This window comes from Jeongeupia sp. USM3, from assembly GCF_001808185.1.
Taxonomy (GTDB): Bacteria; Pseudomonadota; Gammaproteobacteria; order Burkholderiales; family Chitinibacteraceae; genus Jeongeupia.
The window spans coordinates 3,059,475-3,078,489 of the sequence record NZ_CP017668.1 but is presented as its reverse complement, the minus strand read 5'-3'; the positions used below and the strand labels follow the sequence as shown (position 1 = coordinate 3,078,489).

20 protein-coding genes are annotated in these 19,015 nt (G+C 64.8%); 8 read left to right on the top strand and 12 right to left on the bottom strand.

Annotation, left to right across the window (positions count from 1 at the left end; translation table 11 throughout):
• Nucleotides 1–16: 16 nt before the first annotated feature.
• From purB to BJP62_RS14590, 3 genes are all read left to right on the top strand, one after another.
• Nucleotides 17–1,387 (top strand): adenylosuccinate lyase, encoded by a 1,371-nt coding sequence (purB, locus tag BJP62_RS14600; protein WP_070530740.1) that lies wholly within the window; start codon nucleotides 17–19, stop codon nucleotides 1,385–1,387.
• A gap of 83 nt (nucleotides 1,388–1,470) precedes the next feature.
• A complete protein-coding gene (locus BJP62_RS14595) occupies nucleotides 1,471–2,925 on the top strand; it encodes a YdgA family protein (RefSeq protein WP_070530738.1) in 1,455 nt (484 codons plus the stop codon).
• 163 nt (nucleotides 2,926–3,088) lie between these two features.
• A complete protein-coding gene (locus BJP62_RS14590) occupies nucleotides 3,089–4,030 on the top strand; it encodes a DegV family protein (protein ID WP_070530737.1) in 942 nt (313 codons plus the stop codon).
• 131 nt (nucleotides 4,031–4,161) lie between these two features.
• On the opposite strand, the gene mnmA is transcribed toward BJP62_RS14590, so the two are convergent.
• The 3 genes from mnmA to BJP62_RS14575 are packed head-to-tail and all read right to left on the bottom strand — an operon-like array spanning nucleotide 4,162 to nucleotide 6,381.
• A complete protein-coding gene (mnmA, locus tag BJP62_RS14585) occupies nucleotides 4,162–5,232 on the bottom strand; it encodes a tRNA 2-thiouridine(34) synthase MnmA (RefSeq protein ID WP_070530735.1) in 1,071 nt (356 codons plus the stop codon).
• Nucleotides 5,229–5,708: an NUDIX hydrolase gene (locus BJP62_RS14580; protein WP_070530733.1), complete on the bottom strand. Its 480-nt coding sequence runs from the start codon at nucleotides 5,706–5,708 to the stop codon at nucleotides 5,229–5,231. The genes mnmA and BJP62_RS14580 overlap by 4 nt, the downstream gene beginning before the upstream one ends.
• A 49-nt stretch (nucleotides 5,709–5,757) precedes the next feature.
• A complete protein-coding gene (locus BJP62_RS14575) occupies nucleotides 5,758–6,381 on the bottom strand; it encodes a pseudouridine synthase (protein ID WP_070530731.1) in 624 nt (207 codons plus the stop codon).
• 122 nt (nucleotides 6,382–6,503) lie between these two features.
• On the opposite strand from BJP62_RS14575, the gene icd reads away from it, so the two are divergent.
• Nucleotides 6,504–7,727, top strand: a complete 1,224-nt coding sequence (gene icd / locus BJP62_RS14570) for an NADP-dependent isocitrate dehydrogenase (protein ID WP_070530730.1) — start codon at nucleotides 6,504–6,506, stop codon at nucleotides 7,725–7,727.
• Between the two features lie 109 nt (nucleotides 7,728–7,836).
• On the opposite strand, the gene BJP62_RS14565 is transcribed toward icd, so the two are convergent.
• Nucleotides 7,837–8,040, bottom strand: a complete 204-nt coding sequence (locus BJP62_RS14565; RefSeq protein WP_070530728.1) for a cold-shock protein — start codon at nucleotides 8,038–8,040, stop codon at nucleotides 7,837–7,839.
• 254 nt (nucleotides 8,041–8,294) lie between these two features.
• Here BJP62_RS14565 and clpS point away from each other — a divergent pair, with 254 nt between their 5' ends.
• Entirely contained in the window at nucleotides 8,295–8,606 is a 312-nt protein-coding gene (clpS, locus tag BJP62_RS14560; RefSeq protein ID WP_070530726.1) for an ATP-dependent Clp protease adapter ClpS, read from the top strand.
• Complete coding sequence (gene clpA, locus BJP62_RS14555; RefSeq protein ID WP_070530724.1) at nucleotides 8,603–10,870, top strand: ATP-dependent Clp protease ATP-binding subunit ClpA; 2,268 nt, start codon at nucleotides 8,603–8,605, stop codon at nucleotides 10,868–10,870. The genes clpS and clpA overlap by 4 nt, the downstream gene beginning before the upstream one ends.
• 60 nt (nucleotides 10,871–10,930) lie before the next feature.
• Here clpA and BJP62_RS14550 read toward each other — a convergent pair whose 3' ends face one another.
• The 8 genes from BJP62_RS14550 to ffh form a co-directional block, all read right to left on the bottom strand.
• Complete coding sequence (locus tag BJP62_RS14550) at nucleotides 10,931–11,773, bottom strand: mechanosensitive ion channel family protein (protein WP_070530722.1); 843 nt, start codon at nucleotides 11,771–11,773, stop codon at nucleotides 10,931–10,933.
• Nucleotides 11,774–11,840: 67 nt separating this feature from the next.
• The gene (xerD, locus tag BJP62_RS14545; protein ID WP_070530720.1) at nucleotides 11,841–12,746 is read right to left on the bottom strand and encodes a site-specific tyrosine recombinase XerD; all 906 of its coding nucleotides are present in this window, start codon (nucleotides 12,744–12,746) and stop codon (nucleotides 11,841–11,843) included.
• Nucleotides 12,743–13,234, bottom strand: coding sequence for a methylated-DNA--[protein]-cysteine S-methyltransferase (locus BJP62_RS14540; protein ID WP_070530718.1), 492 nt, complete (start codon nucleotides 13,232–13,234; stop codon nucleotides 12,743–12,745). The genes xerD and BJP62_RS14540 overlap by 4 nt, the downstream gene beginning before the upstream one ends.
• Nucleotides 13,235–13,328: 94 nt before the next feature.
• A complete protein-coding gene (gene rplS, locus BJP62_RS14535; RefSeq protein WP_070530717.1) occupies nucleotides 13,329–13,709 on the bottom strand; it encodes a 50S ribosomal protein L19 in 381 nt (126 codons plus the stop codon).
• Nucleotides 13,710–13,738: 29 nt separating this feature from the next.
• Nucleotides 13,739–14,509, bottom strand: a complete 771-nt coding sequence (gene trmD / locus BJP62_RS14530) for a tRNA (guanosine(37)-N1)-methyltransferase TrmD (protein ID WP_070530715.1) — start codon at nucleotides 14,507–14,509, stop codon at nucleotides 13,739–13,741.
• Nucleotides 14,510–14,514: 5 nt separating this feature from the next.
• A complete protein-coding gene (rimM, locus tag BJP62_RS14525) occupies nucleotides 14,515–14,997 on the bottom strand; it encodes a ribosome maturation factor RimM (protein ID WP_070530713.1) in 483 nt (160 codons plus the stop codon).
• Nucleotides 14,998–15,055: 58 nt separating this feature from the next.
• The gene (gene rpsP, locus BJP62_RS14520) at nucleotides 15,056–15,307 is read right to left on the bottom strand and encodes a 30S ribosomal protein S16 (RefSeq protein WP_070530711.1); all 252 of its coding nucleotides are present in this window, start codon (nucleotides 15,305–15,307) and stop codon (nucleotides 15,056–15,058) included.
• Nucleotides 15,308–15,406: 99 nt separating this feature from the next.
• Complete coding sequence (gene ffh, locus BJP62_RS14515) at nucleotides 15,407–16,756, bottom strand: signal recognition particle protein (RefSeq protein WP_070530709.1); 1,350 nt, start codon at nucleotides 16,754–16,756, stop codon at nucleotides 15,407–15,409.
• An 81-nt stretch (nucleotides 16,757–16,837) separates the two neighbouring features.
• Here ffh and BJP62_RS14510 point away from each other — a divergent pair, with 81 nt between their 5' ends.
• Both BJP62_RS14510 and BJP62_RS14505 read left to right on the top strand, forming a co-directional pair.
• Entirely contained in the window at nucleotides 16,838–17,644 is an 807-nt protein-coding gene (locus tag BJP62_RS14510) for an inner membrane protein YpjD (RefSeq protein WP_070530707.1), read from the top strand.
• Between the two features lie 41 nt (nucleotides 17,645–17,685).
• Complete coding sequence (locus BJP62_RS14505; RefSeq protein ID WP_070530706.1) at nucleotides 17,686–18,942, top strand: HlyC/CorC family transporter; 1,257 nt, start codon at nucleotides 17,686–17,688, stop codon at nucleotides 18,940–18,942.
• Nucleotides 18,943–19,015 lie beyond the last annotated feature (73 nt).

Here is a 19,015-nt window from a genome sequence, read left to right as displayed (position 1 = left end):
GCTTGTGTGCTCCGCCATGGAATTGTCCGCACTGACCGCCCTTTCCCCGCTCGACGGCCGTTACGAAAAGCAGCTCGCCGACCTGCGCCCGCATTTCTCCGAGTACGCGCTGGTCAAGAGCCGCGTCACCGTCGAAATCGCCTGGCTCAAGGCGCTCGCCGCCGAGCCGGCGATCACCGAAATCAAGCCGTTTTCGGCCGCGACCATCGCCGAGCTCGACTCGCTCGTCGCCCGCTTCAGCCCGGAGCACGCGCTCGAGGTGAAGACGATCGAACGCACGACCAACCATGACGTCAAGGCGGTCGAGTACTGGATGAAGGAACGCCTGTCGGGCAATGCCGAAGTGTCGGCCGCCAGCGAGTTCATCCACTTCGCCTGTACCTCGGAAGACATCAACAACCTCAGCCATGCGCTGATGCTCAGGGCCGCGCGCGAAACCGTGCTGCTGCCGCGCATCGAAGAGATCGTCACCAAGTTCAAGGAACTGGCGCACGCGCTCGCCGACGCGCCGATGATGAGCCGCACCCACGGCCAGCCGGCGACGCCGACGACGATGGGCAAGGAAATGGCCAACATCGCCTACCGGCTCGAACGCCAGCTGGTCCGGCTCGAGAAGATCGAGCTGCTGGGCAAGATCAACGGCGCGGTCGGCAACTACAACGCCCACCTGTCGGCGTACCCGGGTTTCGACTGGGAAGGCTTCTGCCACCGCTTTGTCGAAAGCCTCGGCATCACCTTCAACCCGTACACGATCCAGATCGAGCCGCACGACTACATGAGCGAGCTGTACGACACGTTCGCGCGCGTCAACACCATCCTGATCGACGCCAACCGCGACATCTGGGGCTACATCTCGCTGGGCTTCTTCAAGCAGAAGGTCAACAAGAACGAAGTCGGCAGCTCGACGATGCCGCACAAGGTCAACCCGATCGACTTCGAGAACTCCGAAGGCAACCTCGGCCTCGCCAACGCCTTGCTGACGCATCTGTCGCAGAAGCTGCCGGTGTCGCGCTGGCAGCGCGACCTGACCGACTCGACCGTGCTGCGCAATATGGGCGTCGGCCTCGGCTACGCGCTGCTCGGCTATGTCTCGGCACTCAAGGGCCTGAACAAGCTCGAGGTGAACCGCCAGGCGATGCTCGACGACCTCGACGCCAACTGGGAAGTGCTGGCCGAGCCGATCCAGACCGTGATGCGCCGCTACGCGGTGCCGAACCCGTACGAGCAGCTGAAGGCGCTGACCCGCGGCCAGCGCGGCATGACGCGCGAAACGCTGGCGGTGTTCATCGACGGCCTGGCGATCCCGGACGACGAGAAGGCCCGCCTCAAGGCGATGACCCCGGCGAGCTATCTGGGCTGCGCCGAGGAACTTGCGCGCCGGATCTGATTCACACAGACCTTTGACACGGCCCGGCACTACGCCGAACGCTGATGCGAAAAGAGATTGAACTGGCTCTAGGGAGTGGGACGTTGAAACGCAAAGTCATCATCGCCAGCATCAGCACGGTTGCTGCGCTCGCGGTGGCCTATGTCGGTGGCACCTGGTACGCCGGCCGGGCCGTGCAGGACACCATGCAGAAACAGCACGAGTGGCTGGCGAGCCTGCCTTACTTCATCGTCAAGGACCGCAGCTACCACCGCGGCTGGTTCAGCTCGACCGAGACGGCGACGCTGCAGGTCAACCCGGACTACTACCGCTTCTTCCTCGAACGCGAGGGCGAGCCGCTGCCGGTGTTCGAGCTCAAGTACACGCAGAACGTCACCCACGGTCCGCTGCCGCTGCTCGGCCACTTCAACCTGCATCCGTACAAGGCCGTCGTCGACACCGAGTTCAAGTTCTCGCCCGAGACGCAGAAGTTCCTGTCGCGCTTCTTTGGCGAACAGAAGCCGATCCAGATCGAGAACCGCATCGGCTTCACCGACGACGGCGTGATGAGCATCAAGGTGCCGAGCTTCGACTACGAGGAAGCGATCTCGGGCGTCAAGGCCAAGTGGCAGGGACTGGACGCCACGCTCGACTACGGCGGCGATTTCAACAGCATCAAGCTGGCCGCGCTTGCGCCGGGGCTGTCCGGCGAAGCCAAGGACAAGGGCAGCTTCGCGCTCAGGAACCTCAGCGCCACGCTCGACCACAAGCGCGGCAACGCCGGGATCATGATCGGCACCTCGAGCATCAAGCTCGAGCAACTGAATCTGAACCTTGCAGAGGGCCAGCCGCTGAAGCTGCAGCTCGACCAGCTTGCCTACAACGGCCAGATCAGCGAGAAGGGCGAATTCATCGACGGCCTGGCGCGCTTCACGCTCGACAAGCTGCAACTCGACGGCAAGCCCTACGGCCCGGCCGAAATGGTCGCGACCGCCAGCCACCTGCACGGCCCGACGCTGGCCAAGCTCTCGGACGGGCTGACCCGGCTGCAGAAGCAGAAGCTGACGCGCGAACAGTTCACCGACGCGGTGGTCAAGCTAGCCAAGACCGAAGGCATGCCGCTGCTGACCAACGACCCGAAGCTGGCGATCCAGTCGTTCAACGTCAAGCTGCCCGACGGCGCGATCCGCTTCTCGGCCGAAGTCGGCCTCAAGGGCTTCGTCGCCGCCGACCTCGACAAGCCGGTCGACCTCGTCAAGAAACTCGACGCGCGCGCCGATTTCAACGTGCCGCGCAAGGTGATCGAGACCGTCGCCAGCTGGCAGGCGCGCAATATGTTCGGCGGCAGCGAATCGGGCATCTCGAACGACGACCTCGACTATCTGGTCGGCCAGTTCGTCGAGGGCCAGATCAACCGGCTGGCCGAGCAGAAGCTGATCCGCGTCGACGGCGACCTGCTGTCGGCCGACGCCAAGCTCAGCGAAGGCGCGTTCACGCTCAACGGCAACAAGGTGCCGCTGCCGTGGGACCAGCAGCCCGCGACCGAAGCCGAGCAGTAGTCGCGACGATGCAACACCGACAAGGCCGCCTCCGGGCGGCCTTGTCGCATTCCGCCGTCGCTTCGGCGGGCAAACGCCGCCCTAGGGTCCGGCCCCTAGTTGACGCTGGCATCGCCGGCTCGCAACCATCGGGACCACTACAAAAGCAACCACTGGACCCATCATGCGTATCGGCATCGTCACCGATTCCTGCTGCGACCTGCCGCGCGACTTCATCGATGCCCACGGCATCGAGATCATGCCGATCGCGATCCACGGCGACGGCTCGAGCTTCGTCGACCACCGCGATCCGGCGGCAACGCGTGCGTTCTACCGCGACGAGCTGAAGCTGGCGACCGACTACACGTCGGCACCGCTGACGCCCGAGCAGATTCGCGCGCTGTTTCTCGACCGGCTCGTCGTCGATTTCGACTACGTGTTCTGCATCACGGTGATGCAGTCGCGCAGCCGGATTTTCGACAACGCCAGCACCGCCGCGCGCGGCGTGCTGACCGATTACCGGCCGGTGCGCGAGGCCGCCGGCCACGCCAGGCCGTTCTCGCTGCGCGTGTTCGACAGCCAGAACCTCTTCCCGGGCCAGGGACTGATCGTCGCCGAGGTCGCCCGCCTCGCCGCCGAAGGGGCGACGACGAGCAGGATCATCGCCCAGATCGAGCGGCTGACGCAGACGACGCAGGCCTTCCTGATGCCGTCCGACCTCGGCCAGTTGCGCCACCAGGCGCGGCGCAAGGGCGACAAGAGCGTCGGCCTCGCCGCCTACCTGCTCGGCAGCGCGCTCGACATCAAGCCGGTGATCCGCGGTTTCCGCGGCGACACCCACCCGGTCGCCAAGGTGCGCGGTTTCGATGCCGGCGTCGACAAGCTGTTCGCGACCGCGATCGAACACATCGAGGCCGGGCTCGACGCGCCGGTCGTCTGCGTCAGCTACGGCGGCGATACCCGCGTGGTGAACACCATGAACGCGTACCAGACGATGTGCAAGGTCGCCGCCCGCCACGGCGTGACGGTGCACTTGAGCGAAATGAGCACGACCGCCGGCGTCAACATCGGCGCGGGCGGGCTAGCGGTTGCCTTCGCTTCACTGCGTGAAGCGACCATCGATTAGCCCTTCGCCACGTGAGGCGATCATCGGCCAGCTCTTCACCGCACGAAGCACTGCCGGCCCGGACCGCCGCCGAAACACGGCAAAGAAAAACGGACGCGAAAGCGTCCGTTTTTCATCGACCGTCGACGGGCCTACTGGATGATGCCGCCACCGAGGCAGACGTCGCCCTGATACAGCACCATCGACTGCCCCGGCGTCATCGCCCACTGCGGCTCGTCGAACACCAGCTCGACGCCGCCGTCGACATGGCGCAGCGTGCACGCGGCGTCCTGCTGCCGGTAGCGCGTCTTGGCGGTATAGCGGCCCTCGGCCGGCTGCTCGCCAAGAATCCACGAGCAGTCCAGCGCCAGCAGCGTCGACTTCAGCAGCAAGGGGTGGTCATGCCCCTGGACGACGATCAGCTCGTTGCTCGCCATGTCCTTGCCGCCGACGAACCACGGCTCGCCACTGCCCGACTTGTCGCCACCGATGCCCAGCCCAGAGCGCTGGCCGAGCGTGTAGTACATCAGCCCCATGTGCTCGCCCATCACCTTGCCGTCGGGCGTGACCATCCTGCCAGGCACCTTGGGCAGATAGCGGTTGAGGAAGTCGCGGAACGGCCGTTCGCCGATGAAACAGATGCCGGTGCTGTCCTTCTTCTTCGCGTTCGGCAGGCCGATCTCCTCGGCAATGCGCCGCACCTCGGACTTCTGCAGGCCGCCGAGCGGGAACACCGCCTGGCTCACCTGCGCCTGGCTCAGCCGGTAGAGGAAGTAGGTCTGGTCCTTGCCCTGGTCCGCCGCGCGGATCAGCTCGGTGCGGCCGTCGGCACGGACGCGGTTGCCGCAGTAGTGGCCGGTCGCCATCCTGGCGCCGCCGAGCGAGATCGCGTAGTCGAGGAAGCACTTGAACTTGATTTCGCTGTTGCAGAGGATGTCCGGGTTCGGCGTACGGCCGGCCGAGTACTCGGCGAGGAAGTACGAGAACACCCGGTCCTTGTACTCCCTGGCGAAGTTGACGAGTTCGATATCGATCCCCAAGAGGTCCGCGACGGCGATCGCGTCCATCGAGTCTTCCTTGATCGAGCAGTACTCGTCGTTGTTATCGTCTTCCCAGTTCTGCATGAACACGCCGTGCACGTCAAAACCCTGCTGTTTGAGCAGGTGCGCGGTCACGCTCGAATCGACCCCGCCCGAGAGCCCGACGACGATCTTGTCGCTCATGCCGTTTCTCCGGCCAGTTCATCCTCGATACGATCGAAATCGCGCAGCAGCCCGAGCGGATAGCGCCTGCCGGCCAGATAGTCGTCGATGCAGGCCAGGATCAGCGGGCTGCGGTGCTCGTCGGCACGGGCGACGATCTCGTCGCGGCTCAACCACACCGCCGCCTCGATACCGTCGTCGAGCGCGCGCGCGGGCTCGTGGCCGGTCAGCCTGCCGGTAAAGGCAAAGCGCAGATAGGTCAGTTCGGGGCGTTCCGGCGGACTCCACTGGTAGACACCGACCAGCGCCTCGGGCACGAAATGATGGGCAGTCTCCTCCAGCGTCTCGCGCACCGCAGCGGCGACGATGGACTCGCCCTGCTCGACATGGCCGGCAGGCTGGTTCAGTTTGCGCTGGCCGAGGATGCGTTCCTCGACCAGCAGAAAGCGGCCGTCGCGCTCGATCACCGCGGCGACGGTGGCATTGGGCTTCCACATACGCGTTTTTCCAAGCAAAACAGGATTTTACCCGAAGCGCACCACGCTTTCAGCGGGCTTTGTTCGGCCCGCGCCGGCCGCGCTGCTTCGGCCTGCCGGGTATGGCCGCGACGACGGGCGGATTCGGCGCGGCGACGCGCAGCTCGCGCCACTGCCCCGGCGCCAGCCCGGCCAGCGTGTAATCGCCGATGGCCGCGCGGACCAGCCGCAGGGTCGGAAAGCCGACCTTGGCCGTCATCCGCCGCACCTGGCGGTTCTTGCCCTCGGCGATGATCACCTCGAGCCAGGTCGTCGGGATCCTGGCGCGAAAGCGCACCGGCGGCACCCGCGGCCACAGCCCTTCCGGTTCGCCGATGATGCGCACCTGCGCCGGCTTGGCGGTAAAGTCGCCCAGATCGACGCCACGGCGCAGCGGTTCGAGATCGGCCTCCGTCGGCGCGCCGTCGACCTGCACCCAGTAGGTCTTGGGCAGCTTGTGTTTCGGATCGGCAATGCGCGCCTGCAGCGGCCCCGAGTCGGTCAGCAGCAGCAGCCCTTCCGAATCGGTATCGAGCCGGCCGGCCGGATAGACATCGGACACGCGCACGTAGTCGGCCAGCGACTGGTGCGGCGGGCTGGGCGAGAACTGGCAGATCACGCCAAACGGTTTATTGAGCAGAATCAAACGGGCCATGCCGCGATTTTACCGGTTGATCCGCAAGCTTGGCTTTGCACGACGTGAATCTTCACGCCATAATCGTAGTTTGTCTGCTGCCGTTACAGCATTGTCATAACCCCATCTGCAGGAAGAGCGCGATGAGCTACATCAAAGTCCCCGCCGAAGGCGCCAAGATCGTCCCGAACCTGGCAACGCCCGATAACCCGATCATTCCGTTCATCGAAGGCGATGGCATTGGTGTCGACATCACCCCGGTGATGAAGGACGTCGTCGATGCAGCCGTGGCCAAATGCTACGGCGGCAGCCGGAAGATCCACTGGATGGAAATCTACTGCGGCGAGAAGGCTGCCAAGGTCTACGGCAACGACAACTACCTGCCGGAAGAAACCCTCGCCGCGCTGAAGGACTACGTCGTGTCGATCAAGGGCCCGCTGGCGACCCCGGTCGGCGGCGGCATCCGTTCGCTCAACGTCGCGCTGCGCCAGCAGCTCGACCTCTACGTCTGCCTGCGCCCGGTGCGCTACTTCTCCGGCGTACCGTCGCCGCTGAAGCGCCCGGACCTGACCGACATGGTGATCTTCCGCGAGAACACCGAAGACATCTACGCCGGCATCGAATGGGAAGCCCAGACCGAAGGCGCCAAGAAGGTCATCGACTTCCTGCAAGGCGAAATGGGCGTCAAGAAGATCCGCTTCCCAGAGTCGTCGTCGATCGGCATCAAGCCCGTCAGCAAGGAAGGCACCGAGCGCTTGGTGCGCAAGGCGATCCAGTACGCGATCGACAACAATCGCAAGTCGGTGACCCTGGTCCACAAGGGCAACATCATGAAGTTCACCGAAGGCATGTTCCGCCAGTGGGGCTACGAGCTTGCCAAGCGTGAATTCGGCGGCGTCGAGATCGACGGCGGCCCGTGGCTGCAACTGCCGAACGGCATCGTGATCAAGGACGTGATCGCCGACGCCTTCCTGCAGCAGATCCTGCTGCGCCCGGCCGAATACGACGTGATCGCCACGCTGAACCTCAATGGCGACTACGTGTCGGACGCGCTCGCAGCACAAGTCGGCGGCATCGGCATCGCCCCGGGCGCCAACCTGTCGGACAACATCGCCTGCTTCGAAGCGACCCACGGCACGGCACCGAAGTACGCCGGCCAGGACAAGGTCAACCCGGGCTCGCTGCTGCTGTCGGCCGAAATGATGCTGCGCCATCTGGGCTGGAAGGAAGCCGCCGACCTGATCATCAGCGCAACCGAAAAGACCATCCAGGACAAGGTCGTGACCTACGACTTCGCCCGCCTGATGGACGGCGCCGAGGAAGTGTCGTGCTCGGCCTTCGGCAAGGCGATCATCGCCCGGATGTAAAATCCCCGCGATGACGAAAACCCCGCCTCGGCGGGGTTTTTTGTTGCGGCGCCGGCGCGCACAATGAAAAAGCCCCGCTCGCGCGGGGCCTTTTCGACATCGCGGACGCTTAGGCGCCCTGGATGTTGGCGGCTTGCTTGCCCTTCGGGCCTTGCGCCACTTCGAACGACACGCGCTGGCCTTCCTTCAGGGTCTTGAAGCCCGGCATGTTGATCGCCGAGAAATGAGCGAAGATGTCCTCGCCGCCTTCGTCCGGAGTGATGAAGCCGAAGCCCTTGGAATCATTGAACCACTTAACGGTACCCGTTGCCATTTGGCGTATTTCTCCAAAAAAACTGTGAACGCATTGCACCCTTGCGGGCGTTGAGGTTTGACATCAAGGCCTGCACAACGGGAATACCGGTACGGCATGATGCTTGGCTATCAAACGCGGTTCATTTTTACGCGATATTGACGAAACAGGTCAAGGGAATCGGTTGGCACAATTCGTTGAGTGTTGTTTGGCTGGCACGCTTGAAAAGCCCCCCCTACAGACCAAAATAAAAGAGCGGAGACAGACGGAAAATCATGGCGACACAGCATCAGCTTGACCCCTCACTCGCAGAAAAGGAGCGCCGTGCCGCAGCACCGCCGATGTACCGGGTGGTCCTGCTCAACGACGACTACACGCCGATGGAGTTCGTCGTCGAGGTGCTCCAGCAATTTTTCGGTCTGGGGCTTGAACAAGCGACAATCGTGATGCTCAAAGTCCATAAAGAGGGCCGCGGCATCTGTGGGGTTTACCCCAGGGACATCGCGGCGACCAAGGTCAGCCAAGTGAGTCAGCATGCCCGTCAGCACCAACACCCGCTTCAATGCATCATGGAGGTGAACGAATGATCGCCCAGGAACTGGAAGTGAGCCTCCACATGGCCTTCATGGAGGCTAGGCAAAAGCGCCACGAATACATCACCGTCGAGCACCTGCTGCTCGCGCTGCTCGACAACCCGTCGGCCGCCGAGGTGCTGCGCGCATGCAGCGCCAATATCGACGAGCTGCGGCGGCAGTTGTCCGACTTCGTCACCGAGCACACGCCGGTGGTGTCGGGCAGTGGCGAAGTCGAAACCCAGCCGACGATCGGCTTCCAGCGCGTCATCCAGCGCGCGATCCTGCACGTGCAGAGCTCGGGCAAGAAGGAAGTCACCGGCGCCAACGTGCTGGTCGCGATCTTCGGCGAGAAGGACAGCCACGCGGTGTACTTCCTGCACCAGCAGGGCATCACCCGGCTCGACGTCGTCAACTTCATCTCGCACGGCATTGCCAAGGCCGGCGGCGGCGCGCAACCGGCGCCGAAGCCCGAGTCGCCCGGAGAGGAACACGAGGGCGAGGCCGCGACCGGCGGTGCGCTGGAGAACTTCACCCAGAACCTCAACCAGCAGGCCCTCGCCGGCAAGATCGACCCGCTGATCGGCCGTGACAGCGAGCTCGAGCGTGTCGTGCAGATCCTCTGCCGCCGCCGCAAGAACAACCCGCTGCTGGTCGGCGAAGCCGGCGTCGGCAAGACCGCGATCGCCGAAGGGCTCGCGCGCAGCATCGTCGAGGGCGACGTCCCCGACATTCTCGCCGACGCAACCGTCTACGCACTCGACATGGGCGCGCTGCTCGCCGGCACCAAGTACCGCGGCGACTTCGAGCAGCGCCTCAAGGCGGTGATCAAGCAACTGACCGAGGAACGCAACGCGATCCTGTTCATCGACGAGATCCACACCCTCGTCGGCGCCGGCGCGGCGTCCGGTGGTACGCTGGATGCGTCCAACCTGCTCAAGCCTGCGCTATCGAACGGCACGCTCAAGTGCATCGGCGCGACGACCTACACCGAGTATCGCGGCATCTTCGAGAAGGACAACGCGCTGTCGCGTCGCTTCCAGAAGATCGACGTGGTCGAGCCGACCGTCCAGCAGACGATCGAGATCCTCAAGGGGCTGAAGGAGAAGTTCGAGTCGCACCATGGCGTCAAGTACACGCTGGCGGCGCTGACCTCGGCCGCCGAGCTGTCGGCCAAGTACATCAACGACCGCCACCTGCCCGACAAGGCGATCGACGTGATCGACGAAGCCGGCGCGGCGCAGAAGATTCTGCCGCGCTCGAAGCAGAAGAAGACGATCAACAAGCACGAGATCGAGGACATCGTCTCGAAGATCGCACGGATTCCGCCGAAGAACGTCTCGAACGACGACAAGAGCGCGCTGAAGACGCTGGACCGCGATTTGAAGAACGTCGTGTTCGGTCAGGACAAGGCGATCGAAGCCTTGTCGACCGCGATCAAGATGGCGCGTGCCGGCCTTGGCAACCCGCAGAAGCCGATCGGTGCCTTCCTGTTCAGCGGCCCGACCGGCGTCGGCAAGACCGAGGTCGCCCGGCAGCTTGCGTACACGCTCGGGATCGAGCTGATCCGCTTCGACATGTCCGAATACATGGAGCGCCATGCGGTCAGCCGGCTGATCGGCGCGCCACCGGGCTACGTCGGCTTCGAGCAGGGCGGGCTGATGACCGAGGCGGTCAACAAGCATCCGTACGCGGTGCTGCTGCTCGACGAGATCGAGAAGGCGCATCCGGACATCTTCAACGTGCTGCTGCAGGTGATGGACCACGGTACGCTGACCGACAACAACGGCCGCAAGGCGGACTTCCGCAACGTGATCGTGGTGATGACGACCAACGCCGGCGCCGAGGCGCTGAACAAGCCGGTGATGGGCTTCACCGCCAGGAAGGAGGCCGGCGACGAGATGCAGGAGATCAAGCGCCTGTTCACGCCGGAGTTCCGCAACCGGCTCGACGCGGTGATTCCGTTCGCGCCGCTGTCGCACGAGATCATCCTGCAGGTGGTCGACAAGTTCCTGCTGCAGCTGGAAATGCAGCTGCAGGAGAAGAAGGTCGACGCGCACTTCACCGGCGCGCTGAAGGACATGCTTGCAAGCAAGGGCTTCGATCCGCTGATGGGCGCGCGGCCGATGGCCAGGCTGATCCAGGACACGATCCGCAAGGCATTGGCCGACGAGTTGCTGTTCGGCCGGCTGACCCACGGCGGCGACGTGACGATCGATGTCGACGACGACGGCAAGGTCGTGCTCGACTTCCCGGTCACCGAGCCGGTTCCCGCCTGATCCGTCCCTCCAAAAACAAACCCCGCACAGGCGGGGTTTGTTTTTGGCTGCGTTATCCGTTTACGACTGCTGGACGATGACCGTCTGCGCCGGCATCGGCGCCGGGAAGTCGGTGCCGAGCACGTCCTTGATCGTCTTGTTGGTGTCGAAGTACACCTGCCAGTAGTTGTCGTTGTGGCAGTACGGCCGCACCGCCAGCACCGGCCCCACCAGGTTGAACTCGAGGATTTCGACGTCGACGGCCGGCTCGGCGACCACGTTCGGGATCGCGGCGATCCGCCCCTTCAGCGCGGCAATCGCCGCCTGGTAGTCGGCGGCTCCCGACAGTTGCGCCTTGAGATCGACGCGGCGGAACGGGTTGTGGGTGAAGTTCTGGATCGTGTCGCTGAAGATCTTGTTGTTGCCGACCAGCGTCAGCACGTTGTCCGGCGTATTGATCGCCGTGGCGAACAGGCCGATCTCCTTGATCGTGCCGGTCACGCCGCCGGCGGAGACGAAATCGCCGACCTTGAACGGCCGCAACACGATGATGAACGCGCCGCCGGCGAAGTTCGCCAGCAAGCCCGACCACGCCATGCCGACCGCCAGGCCGAGCGCGGCGATCAGCGCGGCGAACGTCGTCGTCTGCACGCCAAAGTAACCGAGGATGCCGACGACCAGCAGGATGTTCAGCGTGACCGTGATGACCGAGCCGAGGTAACGCAGCACGGTCGGATCGACCTTCTGGTTCTCGAGCGAGCGCTGCACCAGACGGACCGCGAAGCCGATCAGCCAGCGGCCGATCACCCAGAACGCGATCGCGACCAGAATCTTCACGCCGAACGCGGCAGCGTAGTCGGTGACCAGTGTTTGCAACTGGCCTGCTTTCTGCAGCCCTTCATTAACCAGGCTAGGTTCTGCCATATTTACCCCCTTTAGTTTGGCTAGGTCTTACACCACGCCAGAATATGCGATTGGCACCATTTGCGCCTCAGCTTTTTTGCCTCGGGTGGTGGCGATGCAGCGCCTGCAGCCGCGCCCGGGCGATATGGGTATAGATCTGCGTGGTGCTGATGTCGGCATGACCGAGCAGACTCTGCACGATGCGCAAATCGGCACCATGATCGAGCAGGTGCGTGGCAAACGCATGACGCAGCACATGCGGGCTGAGCTTGTCGGCGTCGATCGCGGCTGCAGCCGCGTACTGCTTGAGGATGTACCAGGCGCCCTGGCGGGTCAGCGGCTCGCCCCGCTGATTGACGAACACGGTCGGCGCAAACCGGCCGGCGACGAGCAGCGGGCGCGCTTCCTTCAGATAGCGGACCAGCCAGTCCTGCGCGATTTCGCCGACCGGCACCAGGCGGTCCTTGTCTCCCTTGCCGTGCGCCACCGTCAGATACGCCGAGCCCAGATGCAGCGCATCGCTGCGCAGCGCGACGACTTCGGACACCCGCATCCCGGTCGCGTACATCAGTTCGAGCATCGCCCGGTCACGCAGGCCGGCCGGCTCGCCGACCTGCGGCGCCGCCAGCAAGGCCTCGACCTGCGCCTCGGTCAGCGCTTTCGGCAACGGCCTCACCCGCTTCGGCGAGCGCAGCGTCTCGGTCGGATCGACCGCGATGCGCTCGTGCTCGAGCCAGTGCCGGTAGAACTTGCGCAGGCTGGCCAGCCGCCGCGCCAGCGTCGCCGCCTTGAGCGTCCGCGCCTGTCGGGCAAGGAAGGCCTGGACGTCGTCACGCCCGGCCGCCAGCAAGGCGGTGTCGCGGTCGGCCAGCCAGTCGGCCCAGATCGCAAGATCGAGCCGGTAGCTGTTGACGGTATTCGCCGCCAGCTGCTCGGCCAGCCAGACCGCATCGACGAATTCGTCGACCAGCACCGCATCGGCGTCGCGCTTCATCCGAGCCAGCCTTCGTGCTGCAGCAAGCGGCGCTTGATCGGCAGCCAGTCGATGCCGAGCCGACTGGCGTTGAAGCCCCCGAGCCCGGCCGCGGCGACGACCCGGTGGCAAGGGACGACGATCGGCAGGGGGTTGTCCCCGCACGCCCCGCCGACCGCGCGCGCGCTCGAGCCCAGCGCGGCGGAAATGTCGCCGTAGCGCAGCACCTGCCCCGCGGGTATCGCCGCGATCGCCTGCCAGACCCGGCGCTGGTGCTCGGTACCCACCAGACGATAAGGCAGGGAGAACCGGAAGCCGGCGTCGCCGAAATAGGCCGCCAGCTGTCTTTCCGTTTCCTGCAGCAAGCTGGTCGCCGGCGGGTGCAGCGGCGCTTCGTCGGGCAGGAAATCCAGCCGCAGCAGCACGTCGCCATCGGCCAGCAGCCCGAGCCGGGATACCGGCGTGGCGATGACGGCCTGATAGCCGGTGTATTCGATCGCGTTCGGCATGACGACGCTCCTTGGCCAGTACATCCGGCATGATATCGCCGGGCATAAAAAAACGCGGAGCCTGAGCTCCGCGTTTTCCGCACAAGGAGTCGCCTTACTTGGCGGCAGCCACGGTCTTGCGGGCCGGCAGCTTTTCCTTGATACGGGCCGACTTGCCCGAACGATCGCGGAGGTAGTACAGCTTGGCGCGACGGACGTCACCGCGACGCTTCACTTCGATCGAAGCGACCAGCGGCGAGAAGGTCTGGAACGTACGCTCGACGCCTTCGCCCGACGAAATCTTGCGGACGATGAACGAGCTGTTCAGGCCGCGGTTGCGCTTGGCAATCACGACGCCTTCGTAAGCCTGCAGACGCTCACGCGTACCTTCCTTCACCTTGACCTGAACGATCACGGTGTCGCCCGGTGCGAATTCCGGAACGGTCTTGCCCAGACGAGCGATTTCTTCTTGTTCGAGTTGCTGAATCAGGTTCATTGCATTACTCCTTGCGAAGCTTGTTCCTTCTACCCTTGATCGGGCGAGTCCGCGGACTCGGACTGGAATTCAGCCAGAAGACGAGCTTCCTCTTTGGAAAGCCGGCGATCCGCGAGCAGATCCGGGCGGCGCAACCAGGTGCGGCCCAGCGCTTGCTTCAAACGCCAGCGACGTATGTTGGCATGATTTCCCGAAAGCAGGACTTCCGGAACCGCCATGCCGCGGTAATCCTCGGGACGGGTGTAATGCGGGCAATCGAGCAACCCGTCCACAAACGAATCTTCTTCGGCGCTGGCCTGGGTATTGAGCACCCCGGGCCAGAGCCTGGCGATCGCGTCGATCAGCACCATCGCCGGCAGCTCGCCCCCCGACAGCACGTAATCGCCGATCGATATTTCCTCGTCGACCTGCCGCTGGATCAGCCGCTCGTCAACGCCTTCATACCGGCCGCACAGCAGCACCAGCCCGTCGAGTCCGGCCAGCTCGACCGCCTTGGCATGCGACAGGCGCTGCCCCTGCGGCGACAGGTAAACCACCCTGCTCCTTGCCCCGAGCTCGCGCTGCCGCGCCTTGGCGGCCTCGATCGAGCGCTCGAGCGGTTCGGGCTGCATCACCATGCCGGGACCGCCGCCGAAGGGGCGATCGTCGACACGCCGATAGTTGTCGGTGGTGAAGTCGCGCGGGTTCCACGTCTGCAACGCGAAAACCCCGAGCTCCACCGCTCGCCGCGTCACCCCGGAGCGGGTGATCGCATCGAACATTTCCGGGAACAGCGTAACGACGTCGATCTGCCGCGTCATGCCGTTCAGTAGTCCAGACCCCAGTCGACGCTGAGGCTGCGCGCCTCGGTATCGACCTTGAGCACGACCTGCTTGACGAAAGGCAGCAGGCGCTCGGTCTCGCCATCCCTGACGACCAGCACATCGTTCGCGCCGGTGGCAAACAGCTTGTCGACGATGCCGAGCGTCTCGCCGGCGGTATTGACCACCGTCATGCCCACCAGGTCGGCCCAGTAATACTCGCCATCACCCGCCTCGGGCATCAGGCTGCGCGGCACGGCGACTTCGCAGCCCTTGAGCGCGAAGGCGTGATCGCGATCGTCGACACCGCTGAATTTGGCAGCGAGCTTCTTGGTATGAACCGCGCCCTCTTCGAGGACATAGCTGCACCACACACCGTCACGCTTGAGCCACCAGGTCTCGTAGTCGAGCAGGCTGTCGGCATGTTCGGTATCGGCAACGACGTTGAGCCAGCCACGAATGCCAAACGCCCCGCTGACGTAGCCCATGACGACCAGATCGTCCGGGACTGCCTGCGGGGCAGAAGGAGTGCGTACCACGGTCAGCTTACGCTGCGACCGGGGTGTAGCCCTTCAGCAGCTTGGCGACCGAGTCGTTCACTTGCGCGCCGACACCGATCCAGTAGTTGACGCGGTCCATGGCCAGACGCAGGCCTTCTTCGCTTTCGGCTGCCAGCGGGTTGTAGAAACCCACGCGCTCGATGAAGCGGCCGTCGCGGCGGTTGCGCGAATCGGAAACAACGACGTTGTAGAACGGGCGGTTCTTGGCGCCGCCGCGGGCAAGACGAATCACAACCATGTCAGATATCCAGTAAATCGGTTTATGCGAAACAGGCGATTGTACGAGAAAAAGTCAAGCCAGTACAAGCCCGTCGAGCGGTGACGCCGCGATAAACGGTTACATGCCGGGCAACATGCCCTTCATGCCGCGCATCATTTTCGCCATGCCGCCCTTGCTGAACTGCTTCATCATCTTCTGCGTCTGCTCGAACTGGTTGAGCAGCTTGTTGACTTCCTGCACCGTGACGCCGGCACCGGTGGCGATGCGGCGCTTGCGGCTGGCCTTGATCAGCTCGGGTTTCTTGCGCTCGGCGGGCGTCATCGAATTGATGATGCCCTCGATCCGCGCAACGGCCTTGTCGGTGACCTGCTGGTTGGCCATCTCGCCGATCTGGCCCATGCCCGGCAGCTTGTCGAGCAGCGCCGACATGCCGCCCATTTTCTTCATCTGGCCGATCTGTGCCTTGAAGTCCTCGAGGTCGAAGCCCTTGCCGGACTTGACCTTCTTCATCATTTTCAGCGCTTCGGCTTCGTCGACGGTCTTCTGCACGTCTTCGATCAGGCTGAGCACGTCGCCCATGCCGAGGATCCGGCTGGCCATCCGGTCCGGGTGGAACGGCTCGATCCCGGTGAGTTTTTCGCCGACGCCGATGAACTTGATCGGCTTGCCGGTGATGTGCCGGACCGACAGCGCCGCGCCACCGCGCGAGTCGCCGTCCATCTTGGTCAGCACGACACCGGTCAGTGGCAGCGCCTCGTTGAACGCCTGGGCGGTATTGACCGCGTCCTGGCCCTGCATCGCGTCGACGACGAACAGGGTTTCGACCGGCTTGATCGCGGCGTGGACCGCCTTGATTTCGACCATCATCGCCTCGTCGATCGCCAGACGGCCGGCGGTGTCGACGATCAGCACGTCGAAAAAGTGCCTCTTGGCGTAGTCGAGCGCCGCCAGCGCGATGTCGACCGGCTTCTGGCTGACGTCCGACGGGAAGCACTCGACGTCGAGCTGGCCGGCGATGGTCTTGAGCTGTTCGATCGCCGCCGGGCGGTAGACGTCGGCCGAGACGACCAGCACCTTCTTCTTCTGCTCTTCCTTGAGGCGCTTGGCGAGCTTGCCGCTCGTCGTGGTCTTGCCGGCGCCCTGCAGGCCGGCCATCAGCACCACGGCGGGCGGCACCGCGGCCAGGTTGAGGCCGTCGTTCTGCGCGCCCATCAGCTTGGTCAGCTCTTCGTAGACGACGCCGACCAGCGCCTGCCCCGGCGTCAGGCTGCCGATCACTTCCTGGCCGAGCGCGCGTACCTTGATGTCGGCAATAAAGCCCTTGACCACCGGCAGCGCCACGTCGGCCTCGAGCAGCGCCATGCGTACTTCGCGCAGCGCGTCCTGAATATTGTCCTCGGTCAGCCGGGCATTGCCGCGCAGCGTCTTGACGACCCCGGAGAGACGAGTGGACAGATTCTCAAGCATGGATACGACCCTTTCCCGGCCCGCGCTGGCGCAGCCGCTCTGTTAGACTGTGAATCTCCGCATTCTACCCGATTTGGCTTCGTGACCTGGCTCGCCGCTTCCGCGCTCGTCGTCTACCTTGGCCTGGGCTGGCATTTCTGCCGCTCCCGGCTTTCGGCCGCCTCGGCGCCGCGCCCCGGCCTCGAGCAGGGCCTGCTGCTGCTCGCACTGGCGCTGCACGGGCTGTCGCTGTGGCCGCATCTGGCGCAAAGTCCGCTGCGCTTCGGCGCCGCCGAGGCGCTGTCGCTGACGGCATGGCTGGCACTGCTGCTGTACCTGGTCGGCCACCTCGCCTACCGGCTCGAAGGGCTGCAACCCATCCTGCTGGTCATCGTCTCGGCGATGCTCGGCCTCAGCCTGCTGCTGCCGCCGGGACACGCACTCACCTACCCGCAAAGCGCCGTGTCGCGGCTGCACTTCCTGACCGCGATGCTCGCCTACGGCCTGTTCGCCAACGCCGCCGGCACGGCGATCCTGATGCGGCTGGCCGACCGCCGCCTGCACCACGCCGATGCGCACGTGCTGATCCGCCAGCTGCCGCCGCTGCTGGCGCTCGAGCGACTGCTGTTCGCCAGCGTCGGTTTCGGCTTTGCGATGCTGACCGTTGCGCTGGCCACCGGTGCGGTCTTTGCCGAACACATCTACGGCCATGCGCCGGGGCTTGGCCACAAGATCGTGTTCTCGCTCACCGCGTGGCTGTGCTTCGCCGTGCTGCTCGTCGGCCGCTACCGGCTCGGCTGGCGCGGCCGGATCGCCGCACGCTTCACGCTCGGCGGCTGCGTGCTGCTGCTGCTCGGCTATGCCGGCACGCGTTTCGTCGCCGAGGCCGTCCTGCGCCACGCCGGCTAGGCCCATACTGACCGGGCCGCCCGCCCCAACGGACCCATCGCGTGGAAGACGTCCCCCTCTCCGTCCTGTTCGCCGCACTGATTGCCTGCCTGGCGAGTTCGGCGTTTTTTTCCGCCGCAGAGACGGCGATGATGGCGATCAACCGCTACCGGCTCGCCAGCAAGGTCAAGCAGGGCGAGCGCGCCGCGCTGCGGACGCAGAAGCTGCTGAACCAGACCGAAAAGCTGCTCGGCGTGATCCTGCTCGGCAACACGATCATCAATACCGCGTCGGCCACGCTGGCGGCGATCATCACCGCCAGGCTGTTCGCCGGCAACGAATTCGCGCTCGGCATTGCGACGCTGCTGGCCGCCTTCGCGATCCTGGTGTTCTCGGAAGCGACGCCGAAGGTCATCGCCGCGACCCACCCGGAGCCGGTCGCGCTGCTCGCCAGCGGCCCGCTCGCCCTGCTGCTGCGCGTGTTCTATCCGGCGGTCTGGCTGGTCAATCTGTGCGTGGCCGCACTGCTGCGGCTGCTGCGGCTGCGCAAGCCCGAGGGCAACCAGACCGCGCTGTCGCCGGACGAGCTGCGGCTGCTGGTGCTCGAATCCGGCCGCTTCATGGCCAAGAAGCACCACACCATCCTGCTCAACCTGTTCGAGCTTGCCCAGGTCACCGTCGACGACGTGATGACGCCGCGCCACCAGATGGAGATGGTCGACCTAGAGATGCGGGCCGACCAGTTACGGCAGGAGCTGTTCACCAGCCACCATTCGCGCCTGCCGGTTTATGCCGGCAACCCGGACAACGTCCAGGGCATCCTGCCGGTCCGCAAGCTGATTTCGCTGAGCGAGGACGAGACCGACGCGACGGCGGTCCGCGCGCTGATGCGCCAGCCCTACTTCATCCCGTCCGGCACGCCGCTGTTCACGCAGCTGCAGAACTTCCAGGAAAACCACCGCCGCATGGGGCTGGTCGTCGACGAATACGGCGAGCTGCTCGGCCTCGTCACGCTCGAGGACATCCTCGAGCAGATGGTCGGCGAATTCACCACCCATTCGCCGGCCAGCGGCGGCCAGTTCGCCCGCCAGGCCGACGGCAGCCTGCTGCTCGACGGCACGATGAGCCTGCGCGACCTCAACCGCAAGCTCAAGCTCGGCCTGCCCACCGACGGCCCGAAAACGCTGAACGGGCTGATTCTCGAATACTTCGAGGACATTCCCGAATCGGGCACCTGCATGGTCATCGCCGGACAACGGCTCGAGGTCGTCCAGACCCAGGACCGCAGCATCCGGATGGTCCGTTTGTATCCTCGATGAGACCGTGACCGCCGTCGATGCCCCCGTGCAGACGCACAGTGCTAGACTCTTCGCGAGGAGACGTCGGCAGCTG

Coding starts and splice junctions, on each gene's coding strand:
- purB (WP_070530740.1), top strand. CDS start 17: ATGGAATTGTCCGCACTGACCGCCCTTTCCCCGCTCGACGGCCGTTAC.
- BJP62_RS14590 (WP_070530737.1), top strand. CDS start 3,089: ATGCGTATCGGCATCGTCACCGATTCCTGCTGCGACCTGCCGCGCGAC.
- mnmA (WP_070530735.1), bottom strand. CDS start 5,232: ATGAGCGACAAGATCGTCGTCGGGCTCTCGGGCGGGGTCGATTCGAGC.
- BJP62_RS14580 (WP_070530733.1), bottom strand. CDS start 5,708: ATGTGGAAGCCCAATGCCACCGTCGCCGCGGTGATCGAGCGCGACGGC.
- BJP62_RS14575 (WP_070530731.1), bottom strand. CDS start 6,381: ATGGCCCGTTTGATTCTGCTCAATAAACCGTTTGGCGTGATCTGCCAG.
- icd (WP_070530730.1), top strand. CDS start 6,504: ATGAGCTACATCAAAGTCCCCGCCGAAGGCGCCAAGATCGTCCCGAAC.
- BJP62_RS14565 (WP_070530728.1), bottom strand. CDS start 8,040: ATGGCAACGGGTACCGTTAAGTGGTTCAATGATTCCAAGGGCTTCGGC.
- clpS (WP_070530726.1), top strand. CDS start 8,295: ATGGCGACACAGCATCAGCTTGACCCCTCACTCGCAGAAAAGGAGCGC.
- clpA (WP_070530724.1), top strand. CDS start 8,603: ATGATCGCCCAGGAACTGGAAGTGAGCCTCCACATGGCCTTCATGGAG.
- BJP62_RS14550 (WP_070530722.1), bottom strand. CDS start 11,773: ATGGCAGAACCTAGCCTGGTTAATGAAGGGCTGCAGAAAGCAGGCCAG.
- xerD (WP_070530720.1), bottom strand. CDS start 12,746: ATGAAGCGCGACGCCGATGCGGTGCTGGTCGACGAATTCGTCGATGCG.
- BJP62_RS14540 (WP_070530718.1), bottom strand. CDS start 13,234: ATGCCGAACGCGATCGAATACACCGGCTATCAGGCCGTCATCGCCACG.
- rplS (WP_070530717.1), bottom strand. CDS start 13,709: ATGAACCTGATTCAGCAACTCGAACAAGAAGAAATCGCTCGTCTGGGC.
- trmD (WP_070530715.1), bottom strand. CDS start 14,509: ATGACGCGGCAGATCGACGTCGTTACGCTGTTCCCGGAAATGTTCGAT.
- rimM (WP_070530713.1), bottom strand. CDS start 14,997: ATGGGCTACGTCAGCGGGGCGTTTGGCATTCGTGGCTGGCTCAACGTC.
- rpsP (WP_070530711.1), bottom strand. CDS start 15,307: ATGGTTGTGATTCGTCTTGCCCGCGGCGGCGCCAAGAACCGCCCGTTC.
- ffh (WP_070530709.1), bottom strand. CDS start 16,756: ATGCTTGAGAATCTGTCCACTCGTCTCTCCGGGGTCGTCAAGACGCTG.